We start from the raw sequence: 15,009 nt of genomic DNA, 5'->3' as shown, positions 1-15,009 counted from the left end.
CGAATAATCCTGTCGTCGATTTCTGTCACCAAGGGACAGATTGCAAACCCTGGCCAGAACCGACGCTGTCCCTTCTTTCAGGCAACCTTCTATTGAGTTTGGGGCCTTGGCAAAAGTTCCCAATCTTTATAGCTGCGCCGAACGAAGATTGTGTAACGGTGAAGAGAAAAACAGCCCTACTTCTTCGATCAACCCGCGCGGAAGCTTGAACGCCGCGAGTAGAGGCTGGTCGAGAGCAACGCTTTTGCTCAGCGAAGTCGCACAACGCCATGAAGGCGCGACTATTGTGCCGATCCCCCCCTCTATATACTAGTGGGCTGTGTGGCTGCTTTGACTCGCCGATTCAGGCGTCTGGCGCCAACCCCATATTGGGTCGCTTTGAGCGGAATCCTTCAAATGAGCCAACAGTTTCAACACGATGTTCTGGTGATTGGCAGCGGCGCCGCCGGCTTGAGTCTGGCCCTGACACTGCCCCGCCACTTGCGTATCGCCGTCCTGAGCAAAGGCGATCTGGCCAACGGTTCGACCTACTGGGCCCAAGGCGGCGTCGCTGCCGTTCTGGACGATACCGATACCGTCGAATCCCATGTCGATGACACCCTCAACGCCGGTGGCGGCCTGTGCCACGAAGATGCCGTGCGATTTACCGTGGAACACAGCCGCGAGGCCATCCAGTGGTTGATCGACCAGGGGGTTCCCTTTACCCGCGATGAAGACGCCAGCAGCGATGACAATGGCTTCGAGTTCCACCTGACCCGTGAAGGCGGTCACAGCCACCGACGGATCATCCATGCCGCAGACGCCACTGGCGCAGCCATTTTCAAGACACTGCTGGCCCAGGCCCGACAGCACCCCAATATCGAACTGCTGGAGCAGCGGGTTGCCGTTGACCTGATCACCGAAAAACGCCTGGGCCTGGAAGGTGATCGCTGCCTGGGCGCCTACGTACTCAACCGCGGCACGGGTGAAGTGGACACCTTCGGCGCCCGCTTCGTGATCCTCGCCTCCGGCGGTGCAGCCAAGGTCTACCTCTATACCAGCAACCCCGACAGTGCCTGTGGCGATGGCATCGCCATGGCGTGGCGCTCGGGTTGCCGGGTGGCCAACCTGGAGTTCAACCAGTTCCACCCCACCTGCCTGTATCACCCACTGGCCAAGAGTTTCCTGATCACCGAGGCCCTGCGCGGTGAAGGTGCCCACCTCAAGCTGCCCAACGGCGAACGCTTCATGCAGCGCTTCGACCCTCGGGCCGAACTGGCTCCCCGGGACATCGTCGCCCGGGCCATTGACCATGAAATGAAGCGCCTGGGGATCGACTGCGTCTACCTGGATATCAGCCACAAACCGGAAGCCTTCATCAAGACCCACTTCCCCACCGTGTATGAGCGCTGCCTGGAATTTTCCATCGATATCACCCGGCAGCCGATCCCAGTGGTGCCGGCCGCCCACTACACCTGCGGCGGCGTAATGGTCGATCAACAGGGGCGCACCGATGTGCCAGGCCTGTATGCCATTGGCGAAACCAGTTTCACTGGCCTCCACGGAGCCAACCGCATGGCCAGCAACTCGTTGCTGGAGTGTTTCGTCTACGCCCGCTCGGCAGCGGCCGACATTCTCCAGCAACTGCCTCAGATCTCGATTCCCATCGCCCTGCCGGCCTGGGATGCCAGCCAGGTCACCGACTCTGACGAAGACGTGATCATTGCGCACAACTGGGACGAACTGCGGCGATTCATGTGGGACTACGTCGGTATCGTGCGGACCAACAAACGCCTGCAACGGGCTCAACACCGGGTTCGCCTGCTACTGGACGAAATCGACGAGTTCTACAGCAACTACAAGGTCAGCCGTGACTTGATCGAGTTGCGCAACCTGGCCCAGGTGGCCGAACTGATGATTCTCTCGGCCATGGAGCGCAAGGAAAGCCGCGGCCTGCACTACACCCTCGACTATCCGCAGCTGCTGCCTGAAGCTCGCGACACTATTCTGCTGCCGCCCACCTACGCCGGCCGAACTTGAGCCGCACCCGCAGACGCCGATGCTCATCGGCGGTCTGCGCGTCCCTCGGCACACAAAGGGAGCGCACCCAGCGCTCGCCCTGCAGACGGAAGCGCAATACCACGATCAGCGGCAATGCCAGGCTGTCAGGCCGCAACTGCACCACCTGCCAACCCGTGGCCGGACTCCACAGCTGCCAGCCCTCTGATGAATGCCGCAAGCGGCTGAATGCTCGGGAATGGGTCAACAAAATCTGTCGAGGCAGCACCCAGCCGCCGTGCAACTGGCACAGCAGGATGCCCAGCACCTTGGCCAAAGACGGGATATTCAGTAGGAAAATGGCAACCAGAGCGAATGCCTGGGCCAGCAGGTAAGCCGCCAGCAGTTGCCGTGAAGCACGCCAGCGGCACTCGAACAGCCTACTTGGGCTGGACACGGTCCAGAATCATGCGAACCATGCGCTGCAGCTCAGGATCCTCGGACTCGCTGCGTTCCATGAACCAGCCGAACATGTCCTGATCCTCACACTCCAGCAACTTGCGGTAGCACTCGCGATCGGTCTCATTGAGATGCGGGTACACCTCCCTGACGAACGGCACCAGCAATACGTCCAGCTCAAGCATGCCGCGACGGCTGTGCCAGTAGAGGCGATTCAGTTCAACATCTTCAACCATGGAGCGCTCCTCAAATAGAGCGCAAGTATACAGCCCGGGGAACACGAGAACAGTCGGCTTTGGTCGGTCACCACCTGTCCTTTGTGAACTATCCATTTCAGGGGCGCCCCCTTATGATGTGCCCCAGACTTTTTACCCTGCGATGAACCATGGCTGACTCCGCTTTTTTCTGCCCCCTGTCCCACGAAGGCGTCCTCGCCGTCCGCGGCCCTGATGCCAGCAAATTCCTTCAGGGTCAGTTGACCTGCAACCTCAATTACCTCAGCGACAGCCAGTCCAGCCTGGGCGCCCGTTGCAACCAGAAAGGCCGCATGCAGTCCAGTTTCCGTATCCTCCTGGAAGGTGACGGCTGCCTGCTGGCCATGGCCAGCGAACTGCTTGAGCCGCAACTGGCGGACCTGAAGAAATACGCAGTCTTCTCCAAGGCCAAGCTCACCGATGAAAGCGCCAACTGGGCGCGCTTCGGCCTCAGCCATGCCGACTCCAGCCTGAGCGGCCTGGGCCTTGAACTGCCCCAGGAAGACGGCGCCGTAGTCCGCGCCGACGGTCTGATTGCGGTGCGCGCCTCAAGCCACCGCGTCGAACTCTGGGTCCCGGCAGAACGCGCCGAGAGCCTGGGTCAGCAACTGGCTGCGCAACTGCCCCAGGGCGAGCTCAATCAGTGGCTGCTGGGCCAGATCCGCGCAGGCCTCGGCCAGGTCATGGCGCAGACCCGTGAACTGTTCATTCCGCAGATGCTCAACCTCCAGGCCGTGGGCGGCGTCAGCTTCAAGAAAGGCTGCTACACCGGTCAGGAAATCGTCGCCCGCATGCAATACCTGGGCAAGCTCAAGCGTCGCCTCTACCGACTTGCATTGCCCAGCGGCGAACTCCCCATTCCAGGCACCCCGCTGTTCTCCCCGACCCACAACAGCTCCATCGGTGAAGTGGTCCTGGCCGCCCAGGCACAAGACCAGGTGGAACTGCTGGCCGTGTTGCAGGCCGAAGCGGCAGAAGATGGCAACCTGCACCTGGGCGCACTCGAAGGGCCCGGTCTGCAATTGCTGGACCTGCCGTACCAGCTGGACCGCGATCGCGAAATCCAGCGCTGACCGACTCCCCCTTTCCTGCAACACCCTAGAGAACTGAAATGACTGAGCTGGCGCAAAAGGTCCAACAGGATTTGGTGGAGGCCATCGACAACGATGACCTGGTTCTGCCAACCCTACCGGAGGTAGCCCTGCAGATTCGCCGGGCCGCCGAAGACCCGGAAATCAGCGTCAGCACCCTGAGCAAAGTGATAGGCCGGGACACCGCGTTGTCGGCGCGACTGATCAAGGTGGTCAACAGCCCACTGTTGCGGGCGGCCCAGGAAGTCACCGACCTGCATACCGCCATCACCCGCCTGGGAGTCAACTACAGCAGCAACCTGGCCATCGGCCTGGTGATGGAGCAGATCTTCAATGCCCGCTCCGAGGTGGTTGCACAGAAAATGCACGATGTGTGGCGCCGCAGCCTGGAAGTGGCCGGAGTCAGCTATGCCCTGTGCCGCCGCTACACCCAGCTCAAGCCCGACCAGGCAGCGCTCGGCGGACTGGTACACCAGATCGGCGTGTTGCCGATCCTGACCTACGCCGAAGACCACTACGAACTGCTTTCCGACCCGGTCAGCCTCAATCACGTGATCGAACGCATTCACCCGTTGCTGGGGGACAAGCTGCTACGGGTCTGGGAGTTCCCCGAGCAACTGGTGGAGATCCCCGGGCACTACCTGGAATTCAACCGCCAGACCAGCGGGATCGACTACGTCGACCTGGTCCAGGTGGCGACCCTGTACTGCCACAAAGACACAGATCACTCACTCTCGCGCATTGACGCCTTCAGCGTGCCGGCGTTCAAGAAGCTGGGAATCGACCCGGAAAACCAGGCCATGTGCAGCGAGCTGCAAGAATCCCGCTCAATGCTCTACTGATCCTGACCCCGCGATAAAACTCACCCGCACTTTGAGCCCCGAAGGCTGGCCATCGTGCAGGCTGATCTGTGCCAGATGGGCGCGACAGATTTCCCCGACGATCGCCAGCCCCAACCCCGAACCGGCCACCTGCTGATTACGCCGGTAAAAACGTTCGAAGACCCGGTCGCGATCCTCCAGGGGAATACCCGGCCCGTCGTCCTCCACCTCCAGCACCCCCGGCGCCGATACCCGCAGCACCACATTGCCGCCCGACGGCGTGTGGGCCAGGGCGTTGTCCACCAGGTTGCTCAGCAGTTCATTGAGCAGGGTTGGCTCGCCCTTGAGCCACACCGGCTCGTCGGCTTCCAGGGCCAGGGCCACCCCCCTGGCATGGGCCAGAGGCGCCATGGCCATGCCCAGTTCCCGGGCCAACTGGCTGAGATCGAGCAACTGTGCGCCGCCCTCGGCGATCGCCCGGGCGCCATTTTCCACCCGGGCCAGGGACAGCAACTGATTGGCCAGGTGGGTCAAGCGATCGGTGCCCTGGGCCGCGCTTTCCAAGGTCGTACGCCAAGTGTCCGGCTCGCTGGAACGCAGCCCCAGCTCCAGACGGGCCTTGAGTGCCGCCAGCGGTGTTCGCAACTCATGGGCGGCCTCGGCAATAAACTGTGCCTGGCGCTCGAACTGCCCCCGCAGGCGTTCGGTGAAATGGTTCAAGGCCCGCACCAGGGGCCACAACTCACGCTGTACCGAAACCAGCGGCAGCGGCCGCAAGTCATCGGGCTGGCGCTCCTCCACCGCACCGCGCAAACGTTCCAACGGACGCAAGGCGGCACTCACCGCAAACCACACCAGCAGCAACGCCCCCATGGCCAGCATTCCCAGGCGCAGCAAGGTGTCGGCCATCAAGCTACGGGCCATTGCGACCCGCGCCTCGTCGGTCTCCGCCACGCGAATTTCCGCCATGCCGTTCATGTTCGGCTCGCTGACCGCCTTGAGCAGGCTCACCACCCGCACGTTCTGGCCCTGATAGGTGGCATCGTAGAAGCGCGCCAGGGCCGGATAGTCATCGGTACGCGGAGTACCCGGCGGCGGACCAGGCAGGTTTTCGTAACCGGAGATCAGTTGCTGGTGAATATCGTTGACCTGGTAATAGATGCGCCCGGCACTGTCGTAGGCAAAGGTGTCCAGGGCCACATAGGGCACATTGGCGCTAAGGCTGCCGTCACGCTGGGACAACCCGGCGGCAATGGTCCGCGCCGAGGCCAGCAGGGTGCGGTCATAGGCGGTGTCGGCGGCCTCACGGCCGTTCCAGTAGGCACTCAAGCCGCTGGCCAGCATCAGCACCACCAGCAGCAGCGCCAGGTTCCACAGCAACCGCCAGCGCAGGCTGCTGGGCCTATGCATCGCGGCTTTCCAACAGATAACCCAAGCCACGGAACGTCACGATGGCCACTGCATGGCCATCGAGCTTCTTGCGCAGACGGTGGACATAAATCTCGATGGCATCCGGGCTGGCCTCCTCATCCAGGCCGAACACCTGGGAGGCCAGTTGCTCCTTGCTCATCACCCGGCCGGGACGGGCAATCAATGCCTCGAGCACGGCCTGCTCGCGGGACGTCAGGGTCAGCAGTTCTTCGCCCAGGGTGAAGCGTCGGGTATCCAGGTCATAGGCCAGCACTCCACAACGCTGCTGGCGCTCGCCCCCCAGCACGCTACGGCGCAACAGCGCCTTGACCCGGGCTTCGAGCTCGGTCAGTTCGAACGGCTTGGCCAGGTAATCGTCGGCCCCCAGGTTCAGACCGTGGACCCGATCCTTGACGTCGCTGCGGGCAGTGAGCATCAGCACCGGCAGGTTCTTGCCCCGGGCCCGCAGGCGCGCCAGCACCTCGAAACCGTCCAGGCGCGGCAGGCCGACATCGAGGATCGCCATGGCGTATTCCTCACTGCCCAGAGCCAGGTCGGCGGCCACGCCATCGTGCAGCACATCCACGGTCAGGCCGGTGCTCTTGAGCGCCTGGGCGACACTTTCGGCCAGTTGCAGATGGTCTTCGACGAGCAGGACTCGCATGTTTTCTTACCTCGTTCCGGGGGGATCGACGCCGCTCTTTGGCGCGGAGTGTACCGCTGCATTCGCCGCTGTGAAGCCCGAAAACCGTGAAAGTACGTTGAAAGGTTAGCGAAAGGTTGGCCCTTTAGAGTCCGGCTACGGACAGTCTCGACTGCCCTGGCCCTGATGGCCGCTGATACGCAAAACGCCTCGAAGCGTTTTCGTCAAAATAAGAACAATAACGGAGTACCCCTGGATGCCGTCCACGCGCCCTCACGCCGTCACACCTGTATTTTTTTCCCGTCTGACCCCGACCGCCCTGGCCAGCGCCGCGGCCCTCGCCGGTGTCGCGCCCTTAAGCCAGGCCGCCTTCTTCGAAGACAGCAGCGCCACCTTCGAAACCCGCAATATGTATTTCAATCGCGACTTTCGCGACGGCACCAGCGCCCAGCAATCCAAGCGCGATGAATGGGCCCAGGGTTTCATGCTCAACCTGCAGTCGGGCTACACCGAAGGCACCGTGGGTTTCGGCCTGGACGCCCTGGGCATGCTCGGGGTCAAGCTCGATTCCAGCCCCGACCGCACCGGCACCGACCTGCTGCCGACCCACGATGACGGACGCGCCGCCGACCAGTACTCCAAGCTCGGCCTGACCGGCAAAGTGAAGATCTCCGCCACCGAACTGAAAATCGGCAGCCTGATCCCCGAGCTACCGATCCTCAAGCCCAACGACGGGCGCATCCTGCCGCAGACCTTCGAAGGCGGCCTGCTGACCTCCAAGGAAATCAAGAACCTGACCTTCACCGGCGGGCGCCTGGACAAGGCCAAGGACCGCGACGACAGCAACTACGAGGACATCCGCCTCAACAACAAGAACAGCCGCTTCGCCGGCACCGTGGCCGGCAAGCACTTCAATTTCGGCGGCCTGGACTACAAGTTCACCGACAAGATCACCGGCAGCTACCACTTCGCCCAACTGGACGATGTCTATAACCAGCACTTCCTCGGCCTGGTAGCGTCCCAGCCCATGGGACCGGGCACCTTCGGCACCGACCTGCGCCTGGCCATCAGCGACGACCAGGGCCAGGCCCGGGGCGGCAAGATCGACAACAAATCCCTCAACGGCCTGGTGAGCTATGCCCTGAACGGACATAAACTCAGCGCCGGCTACCAGCACATGTCCGGCGACAGCGCCTTCCCCTATGTCGATGGCAGCGACCCGTACCTGGTGAACTTCGTGCAGATCAACGACTTCGCCGGCGCCGAGGAACGCTCCTGGCAGGCCCGCTATGACTACGACTTCGCCAAGCTGGGGATTCCCGGCCTGAGCTTCATGACCCGCTACCTCAGCGGCGACACCATCGCCCTGAAAAACGGCGACACCGGCAAAGAGTGGGAACGCAACACCGAGGTCAAATACGTGGTGCAAAGCGGCACCTTCAAGGACGTCGCCGTGCGCCTGCGCAACGCCACCTACCGTTCCAACTATTCGGCACGCGATGCCGATGAAGTGCGCCTGCTGGTGAGCTACAGCGTGGCCCTGTGGTAAGCCACCCGTATCACGCTGCGTCGCAGGAGCTAGCTTGCCAGCTCCTGCGGAAAAAGGGTCGGGGATGACCCGGACATACCGATAACAACAACTCCTGTGGAGACGTTCATGGACCTTTCACTGCACAAACTAGCCCTCGCCGCCGGCTGCATGCTGTTCGCCGGCCAACTGCTGGCCGCGACCGCCGAGCCCAAACGCCCGGAATGCATCGCCCCGGCCTCCCCCGGCGGCGGTTTCGACCTGACCTGCAAGCTGGCGCAAAGCGCTCTGGTCAACGAAAAACTCCTCACCAAGCCGATGCGCGTCACCTACATGCCTGGCGGTGTCGGTGCCGTGGCCTACAACGCCGTGGTGGCCCAGCGTCCCGCCGACGCCGGAACCCTGGTGGCCTGGTCCAGCGGTTCGCTGCTGAACCTGGCCCAGGGCAAGTTCGGCCGTTTCGATGAAAGCGCGGTGCGCTGGCTGGCAGCGGTCGGCACCAGCTACGGCGCTATCGCGGTGAAAAGCGACTCGCCCTACAAGACCCTCGACGATCTGGTCCAAGCCCTGAAGAAAGATCCAAGCAAAGTGGTGATAGGTTCCGGCGGCACCGTAGGCAGCCAGGACTGGATGCAGACCGCACTGATCGCCAAGGCCGCCGGGATCAACCCCCGGGACCTGCGCTACGTCGCCCTGGAAGGCGGCGGTGAAATCGCCACCGCCCTGCTGGGCGGACACATCCAGGTGGGCAGCACCGACATCTCCGACTCCATGCCCCATATCCAGGCCGGCGACATGCGCCTGCTGGCGGTGTTCTCCGAACAGCGTCTGGACGAGCCGGAAATGAAAGACATCCCCACCGCCAAGGAGCAGGGCTACGACATCGTCTGGCCGGTGGTACGCGGTTTCTACCTCGGGCCGAAAGTCACCGACGAGGAATACGCCTGGTGGAAAAATGCCTTCGACCAGCTCCTGGCCTCCGAAGAGTTCGCCAAGCTGCGTGACCAGCGCGAGCTGTTCCCCTTCGCCCTGACCGGCCCCGAGTTGGACACCTATGTGAAGAAACAGGTGGCCGACTACAAGACTCTGGCCAAAGAGTTCGGCCTGATCCAGTGACCGTCCCTTGCTAAAGGCGCGGCCCTCGCGCATCGAGGGCCGCGCCCAGGAGTTAGCCATGCTCGTTCAACGTCTCTTCGCTGCGGTGTTGCTGCTGGCCTGTGCCGGCCTGGCACTGATGGCCTGGCCGTATCAGGCGGCCTTTTCCTATGAACCCGTGGGCCCGCGGGCCTTCCCTTTGCTGATGCTCGGCCTGATGGGGCTGGCCCTGCTGTACATGCTGTTTCGCCCGACACCCATCAAGCACAGCGAAGATGAACCGCCCCTGGACCGGGAAACCCTGACCAAGATCACGATCTGCGTGACCTTGCTGCTGGTGTTCGCCGGAACCTTCGAACCCCTGGGTTTCATCGTCGCCAGTGTCCTCATCGGCGTACCCATGGCACGGCTCTACGGCGGCCGCTGGCTGCCTAGCCTGGTGATCATCAGCCTGCTCAGTGTCGGCCTCTACTGGTTGTTCGACCGGGTCATGGACGTACCACTGCCCCTCGGCCTGCTCGACGTTCTGGAGAATTGATATGGATACCCTCAGTTATCTGGGCCAGGGCTTCGGCGTTGCACTGACCCCTTACAACCTGGTCACCGCCCTGTCCGGCACCCTGATCGGCACCGTGGTCGGCCTGCTCCCGGGCCTGGGCCCGATCAATGGCGTGGCCCTGTTGATCCCCATTGCCTTCGCCCTGGGCCTGCCGCCGGAGTCGGCGCTGATCCTGTTGGCGGCGGTGTACCTGGGTTGCGAATACGGCGGCCGCATCAGTTCGATCCTGCTGAACATTCCGGGCGAAGCCTCCACCGTGATGACCACCCTGGACGGTTACCCCATGGCCCGCAAAGGCCTGGCGGGCGTGGCCCTGTCACTCTCGGCCTGGAGCTCGTTCATCGGCGCCTTCATCGCCACCTGCGGCATGGTGCTGTTCGCCCCGCTGCTGGCCAAGTGGGCGATCGCCTTCGGCCCGGCGGAGTACTTCGTGCTGATGGTGTTCGCCATCGTCTGCCTGGGCGGCATGGCCGGCGATCGGCCGCTTAAGACCTTCATTGCGGCGCTGATCGGCCTGTTCCTGTCGGCGGTGGGCATCGACGCCAACAGCGGCGTGTACCGCTTCACCGGGGACAACATCCACCTCACCGACGGCATCCAGTTCGTGGTGCTGGTGCTGGGCCTGTTCTCTATCAGCGAGATTCTGTTGCTGCTGGAGAAGACCCATCGCGGCCAGGAAGCGGTGAAAGCCACCGGACGCATGATGTTCAACTTCAAGGAAGCGGCCTCGGTGTTCGTGGTGAACATCCGCTGCGGCCTGCTGGGCTTCATCATGGGCGTACTGCCCGGTGCCGGCGCGACCCTGGCCAGCGCCGTGGCCTACATGACCGAGAAACGCATCGCCGGCGCCAGCGGCACCTTCGGCGAAGGCGACAAGCGCGGCCTGGCCGCCCCGGAAACCGCCATCGGCGCCTCGGCCTGCGGTGCCCTGGTGCCGATGCTGACCCTCGGCGTTCCCGGCTCCGGCACCACGGCGGTGATGATCGGCGCCCTGTCGCTGTACAACATCACGCCCGGCCCACTGCTGTTTCAGCAGCAGCCGGACATTGTCTGGGGCCTGATCGCCTCGCTGTTCGTCGCCAACATCATGCTGGTGATCCTCAACATCCCGATGATCCGCCTCTTCACCCGCATCCTCGCCGTGCCGAACTGGGCCCTGGTGCCGGTGATCGCGATCATTACCGGGATTGGCGTCTACGCGGTGCACGCCACCACCTTCGACCTGTTCCTGATGGTGGGTATCGGCATCTTCGGCTACATCCTGCGCAAGCTGGACTTCCCGCTGTCGCCAGTGCTGCTGGGCTTCATCCTCGGCGGCTTGATGGAGCAGAACCTGCGCCGGGCGCTGTCGATCTCCAATGGCGCGATGGAGATCCTCTGGTCGAGCCCGATCACGGTCGGGGTCTGGGTGTTGACCCTCCTCATGCTGTTCATGCCGCTGCTGCGCATCTGGCGCAAGCGTTCGGCCCAGCAACGTGCCGTGGCCGATGTCTGAAGCCCGCTTCAGACAATGGTGGGGCACGCCCCTGGTGGGCCTGGCTGGCGGTTATCTCGCCAGCCAGATCGGCTGGCCATTGCCCTGGATGGTCGGCTCGTTGCTGGCGATCATCCTGGTGCGCTGCCTGACGCCCTGGCAATTGGCGGAAATCCCCGGCGGCCGTAAATGCGGGCAATGGGTGGTCGGCATCGGCATTGGCCTGCACTTCACGCCGCAGGTGATGGAACAGGTCATGAGCCACTTTGGCCTGATCTTCTTCGGCGCCCTGGTCACCAGCCTGTCCAGCGTGGTCGGGGTGTGGTTGCTGCGGCGCACCGGAGAGGACCGGGCCACCGCGTTTTTCTCCAGCATGCCCGGCGGCTCCGGGGAGATGGTCAATCTCGGCGCGCGCAATGGAGCGGTGCTCAGCCGCGTGGCGGCTGGGCAGAGCCTGCGGGTGCTGGCCGTGGTGCTCTGTGTTCCAGCGGCCTTCAAATATCTGCTGGGGGAAGGCACCCCCGCCCTGCATGCCACCAGCGTGGACTGGCAGTGGCTGGCCCTGCTGTTTCCCGCGGGCGCGCTGCTGGCCTGGATCTGGCAGCGTCTGCACCAACCCAACCCCTGGCTGTTCGGCCCCTTGCTGCTCAGCGCTACGGTGAGCATCGCCTGGGACCTGCACATCGGCCTGCCCGAGGGCGGCAGTCAGGTGGGCCAATGGCTGATCGGCAGCGGCCTGGGCTGTCACTTCAATCGACAGTTCTTCCGCCGGGCGCCGTCGTTCATGGGACGGACCTTGATCGGCACCGCCCTGAGCATGCTGATCGCCGGCCTTGCGGCCCTGGGCCTGAGTGTGTTGACCCACTTGGATCTACGTTCGCTGACATTGGGCATGATGCCCGGCGGTATAGCGGAAATGAGCCTGACGGCCGAGACCCTGCAACTGTCGGTGCCACTGGTGACCGCCATGCAGGTGATGAGGTTGTTGTTCGTACTGTTTCTCGCCGAGCCCCTGTTCCGCCACTGGAACAAAGGCCCCCTGTAGCTGCTGCCGCGGGCGGCGACAAGGTTCACAGCCTTCACCGCCGCGTCCCTACGGGCCGTTCGCAGCCTGCGGCAGCGGCTACAGAAATGCCTTGGTTCAAGTCGCAGGTGGTTTTGCCACCAAGCAGCCCCCAATCGAGCAATAGTTACAACGGCGGCAAGCGCCACTCGATGGGCGTCTCGCCATTCTGCTCAAGGTATTTGTTGGTGCGACTGAAATGCCCGCAACCGAGGAAGCCGCGGTAGGCCGACAGCGGTGAAGGATGCACCGAGGTCAGTACCAGATGCTTGGTGGCATCGATCAGTTTCTGCTTGCTCTGGGCGTGAGCACCCCACAACAGGAACACCAGGTGCGGCTGGTGCTCGCTGACCACTTCGATGATCCGATCGGTAAAAAACTGCCAGCCCTTGCCCGCATGGGATGCCGCGTTGGCCCGCTCCACGGTCATGGTGGTGTTGAGCATCAGCACGCCCTGGTCGGCCCAGCTTTGCAGGTAGCCGTGGTTGGGAATGTCGATGTTGAGGTCACGCTTGAGCTCTTTATAGATGTTCACCAGCGAGGGCGGCGCGGGCACCCCGGGCTGTACCGAGAAGCACAAGCCATGGGCCTGGCCCGGTCCGTGGTACGGGTCCTGGCCGAGGATCACCACCTTGACCTTGTCCAGCGGCGTTGAGTTCAAGGCATTGAAGATCATCGGACCCGGCGGATAGATTTCCTTGCCGGCGGCATGTTCCTGGCGCAGGAATTCGCGAAGTTCGCTCATGTAGGGCTGCTCGAATTCGGCACGCAGCGCTTCCTTCCAGCTCGGTTCGAGTTTGATACGATCGTCAGCAGTCATGGCCATGCCCGTGAAAAAAACAATGGCCGCACCCTAGGAAAGCCGACTTCGCTTGTCAATTGATCTGACACGGAACCTGCACTTTCCCTACCAGCGATCATACTGAGCGCTTCTATTTCCCCTCGAGGTCACGATGAACCTGCACGTCGAAGAACTCACCGGCACCGATGGCGCACGCATCGCCATTGCCACCCTGGACGCGGAAAAATCCCTGAATGCCCTGTCGCTGCCCATGATCCAGCAGTTGAGCGAGCGTCTCGATGCTTGGGCCAAGGACCCGCAAGTGGTCTGTGTGCTGCTGCGGGGTAACGGCGCCAAGGCTTTCTGTGCCGGCGGCGAGGTACGCAGCCTGGCCCAGGCTTGCCTCGATCACCCCGGCGAAGTACCGGCCTTGGCCGGGCATTTCTTTGCCGCGGAATACCGTCTCGACTATCGCTTGCACACCTATCCCAAACCCTTGATCTGCTGGGGCCACGGTTATGTGCTGGGCGGTGGCATGGGTCTGCTGCAAGGTGCCGGGATTCGTATCGTCACCCCCAGCAGTCGCCTGGCAATGCCGGAAATCAGCATCGGCCTGTATCCCGACGTCGGCGCCAGCTGGTTCCTCTCGCGCATGCCCGGCAAACTCGGCTTGTTCCTGGGGTTGACCGGCGCCCACATGAATGGCCGCGATGCCCTGGACCTGAACCTCGCCGACCGCTTCCTGCTGGACGAACAACAGGAAGCACTGATCGAGGGGCTGTTGCAGTTGAACTGGCAGGAACAGACGCCAAGGCAACTCAACAGCTTGCTCAAGGCCTTGCAGCAGGAAGCCTCGGCTCAACTGCCCGAAGCCCAATGGCTGCCGCGTCGGCAGCAGATCGACACCTGGCTGGACGTCAGTGACGTGGCCTGTGCCTGGCGTGCCATCAGCCAGTTGCAGAACCACAGCGATGCCCTCTACAGCCGAGCGGCCAAGACGCTGGTCGAGGGCTGCCCGCTGACCGCGCACCTGGTATGGGAGCAGATCCACCGTGCTCGCTACCTGTCCCTGGCCGAGGTATTCCAGATGGAATACACCCTGAGCCTGAACTGCTGCCGGCACCCGGAATTCGCCGAAGGGGTGCGCGCCCGCCTGATCGACAAGGATCATCAGCCCCATTGGCATTGGTCGGATATCAACAGCGTGCCCGAGGCGGTGGTGCAAGCGCATTTCCACAAGGCCTGGGAAGGCCGTCATCCCCTGGCGGACCTGACGGATTACTAAAAAGCCTGCAGCCGCCGACAGCGGCTACAGGCTTTTGGCCCACTCGGGATCAATGGCCGCGACCGCCTCGCCCATGGTCGCCCCGGTCACGATCGCCTCGACCACGATCACCACGTCCGCCGTGACCGCCCCATTCCCGATGGCCACCGTTGTTGCCCCAATTGTTGTTGCCCCAGTTACTGTGGCGATCGTGCCCGCCCCAGCCCTGGTTCGGATACGGCCGGTACACCGCCCGGGGTGGCTGGTAGTAGCGCGGAGCCGGTTGGTAGTAACGCGGAGCAGACTGGTAATAACGGGGTGCCGGCTGGTAGTAACGCGGTGCGTAGTAACTGCGGCCAGTGGAGTAATAGGAAGAACCACCACCGTAGTAATAGGCCGGCGAGGGAGAACTGTAGACTTCGGAGCTGTAATAGCTTGAACCTCCACCGTAATAAGGGACGCACGCGCTAAGACTCAGACCCAGTAATGCAACAAGCAGAAGTCGACGATACATGGCGGCCTCCTGGACCGCGAAGAAGCCACACCAGCGACGCTGGCAGGCGGCAGTCGACAACAGGTCGACTGACGAA

At 62.9% G+C, this 15,009-nt stretch carries 15 protein-coding genes; 9 read left to right on the top strand and 6 right to left on the bottom strand.

What is annotated here, in order from left to right; genetic code table 11:
* Nucleotides 1–396 precede the first annotated feature (396 nt).
* The gene (nadB, locus tag DWF74_RS23230; RefSeq protein WP_102861598.1) at nt 397–2,019 is read left to right on the top strand and encodes an L-aspartate oxidase; all 1,623 of its coding nucleotides are present in this window, start codon (nt 397–399) and stop codon (nt 2,017–2,019) included.
* Here nadB and DWF74_RS23225 read toward each other — a convergent pair.
* The gene (locus DWF74_RS23225; protein ID WP_102861597.1) at nt 1,982–2,434 is read right to left on the bottom strand and encodes a protein YgfX; all 453 of its coding nucleotides are present in this window, start codon (nt 2,432–2,434) and stop codon (nt 1,982–1,984) included. The two genes, nadB and DWF74_RS23225, sit on opposite strands and share 38 nt — an antisense overlap.
* Nucleotides 2,418–2,672, bottom strand: a complete 255-nt coding sequence (locus DWF74_RS23220; RefSeq protein ID WP_011059785.1) for a succinate dehydrogenase assembly factor 2 — start codon at nt 2,670–2,672, stop codon at nt 2,418–2,420. The genes DWF74_RS23225 and DWF74_RS23220 overlap by 17 nt, the downstream gene beginning before the upstream one ends.
* A 149-nt stretch (nt 2,673–2,821) precedes the next feature.
* Here DWF74_RS23220 and DWF74_RS23215 point away from each other — a divergent pair, with 149 nt between their 5' ends.
* Both DWF74_RS23215 and DWF74_RS23210 read left to right on the top strand, forming a co-directional pair.
* Complete coding sequence (locus DWF74_RS23215; RefSeq protein WP_102861596.1) at nt 2,822–3,763, top strand: YgfZ/GcvT domain-containing protein; 942 nt, start codon at nt 2,822–2,824, stop codon at nt 3,761–3,763.
* 38 nt (nt 3,764–3,801) lie between these two features.
* Nucleotides 3,802–4,623: an HDOD domain-containing protein gene (locus DWF74_RS23210; RefSeq protein ID WP_115581792.1), complete on the top strand. Its 822-nt coding sequence runs from the start codon at nt 3,802–3,804 to the stop codon at nt 4,621–4,623.
* On the opposite strand, the gene DWF74_RS23205 is transcribed toward DWF74_RS23210, so the two are convergent.
* Nucleotides 4,609–6,012 (bottom strand): sensor histidine kinase, encoded by a 1,404-nt coding sequence (locus tag DWF74_RS23205; RefSeq protein ID WP_115581791.1) that lies wholly within the window; start codon nt 6,010–6,012, stop codon nt 4,609–4,611. The two genes, DWF74_RS23210 and DWF74_RS23205, sit on opposite strands and share 15 nt — an antisense overlap.
* A complete protein-coding gene (locus DWF74_RS23200) occupies nt 6,005–6,676 on the bottom strand; it encodes a response regulator (RefSeq protein ID WP_102861593.1) in 672 nt (223 codons plus the stop codon). Before DWF74_RS23200 ends, DWF74_RS23205 begins: the two co-directional genes overlap by 8 nt.
* Before the next feature lie 235 nt (nt 6,677–6,911).
* On the opposite strand from DWF74_RS23200, the gene DWF74_RS23195 reads away from it, so the two are divergent.
* The 5 genes from DWF74_RS23195 to DWF74_RS23175 all read left to right on the top strand — a co-directional run bounded on the left by DWF74_RS23195 (nt 6,912) and on the right by DWF74_RS23175 (nt 12,356).
* Nucleotides 6,912–8,204: an OprD family porin gene (locus tag DWF74_RS23195; protein ID WP_115581790.1), complete on the top strand. Its 1,293-nt coding sequence runs from the start codon at nt 6,912–6,914 to the stop codon at nt 8,202–8,204.
* Nucleotides 8,205–8,312: 108 nt separating this feature from the next.
* Nucleotides 8,313–9,299, top strand: a complete 987-nt coding sequence (locus tag DWF74_RS23190) for a Bug family tripartite tricarboxylate transporter substrate binding protein (protein ID WP_115581789.1) — start codon at nt 8,313–8,315, stop codon at nt 9,297–9,299.
* Nucleotides 9,300–9,357: 58 nt separating this feature from the next.
* Nucleotides 9,358–9,816, top strand: coding sequence for a tripartite tricarboxylate transporter TctB family protein (locus DWF74_RS23185; RefSeq protein WP_102861590.1), 459 nt, complete (start codon nt 9,358–9,360; stop codon nt 9,814–9,816).
* A gap of 1 nt (nt 9,817) precedes the next feature.
* Nucleotides 9,818–11,332 (top strand): tripartite tricarboxylate transporter permease, encoded by a 1,515-nt coding sequence (locus DWF74_RS23180; protein WP_102861589.1) that lies wholly within the window; start codon nt 9,818–9,820, stop codon nt 11,330–11,332.
* Nucleotides 11,325–12,356 (top strand): AbrB family transcriptional regulator, encoded by a 1,032-nt coding sequence (locus DWF74_RS23175; protein WP_102861588.1) that lies wholly within the window; start codon nt 11,325–11,327, stop codon nt 12,354–12,356. Before DWF74_RS23180 ends, DWF74_RS23175 begins: the two co-directional genes overlap by 8 nt.
* Before the next feature lie 145 nt (nt 12,357–12,501).
* Here DWF74_RS23175 and ung read toward each other — a convergent pair whose 3' ends face one another.
* Entirely contained in the window at nt 12,502–13,194 is a 693-nt protein-coding gene (ung, locus tag DWF74_RS23170) for a uracil-DNA glycosylase (RefSeq protein WP_102861587.1), read from the bottom strand.
* Between the two features lie 133 nt (nt 13,195–13,327).
* Here ung and DWF74_RS23165 point away from each other — a divergent pair, with 133 nt between their 5' ends.
* Nucleotides 13,328–14,440: an enoyl-CoA hydratase/isomerase family protein gene (locus DWF74_RS23165; protein WP_115581788.1), complete on the top strand. Its 1,113-nt coding sequence runs from the start codon at nt 13,328–13,330 to the stop codon at nt 14,438–14,440.
* Between the two features lie 49 nt (nt 14,441–14,489).
* On the opposite strand, the gene DWF74_RS23160 is transcribed toward DWF74_RS23165, so the two are convergent.
* Nucleotides 14,490–14,933 (bottom strand): hypothetical protein, encoded by a 444-nt coding sequence (locus tag DWF74_RS23160; RefSeq protein ID WP_115581787.1) that lies wholly within the window; start codon nt 14,931–14,933, stop codon nt 14,490–14,492.
* Between the last annotated feature and the right edge of the window lie 76 nt (nt 14,934–15,009).

Origin of the sequence: Pseudomonas protegens, assembly GCF_003363755.1 — a bacterium.
Lineage (GTDB): Bacteria > Pseudomonadota > Gammaproteobacteria > Pseudomonadales > Pseudomonadaceae > Aquipseudomonas > Aquipseudomonas danubii.
Note: the sequence above shows the minus strand (reverse complement) of the source record. Positions and strands in the feature narration are given on the sequence as shown.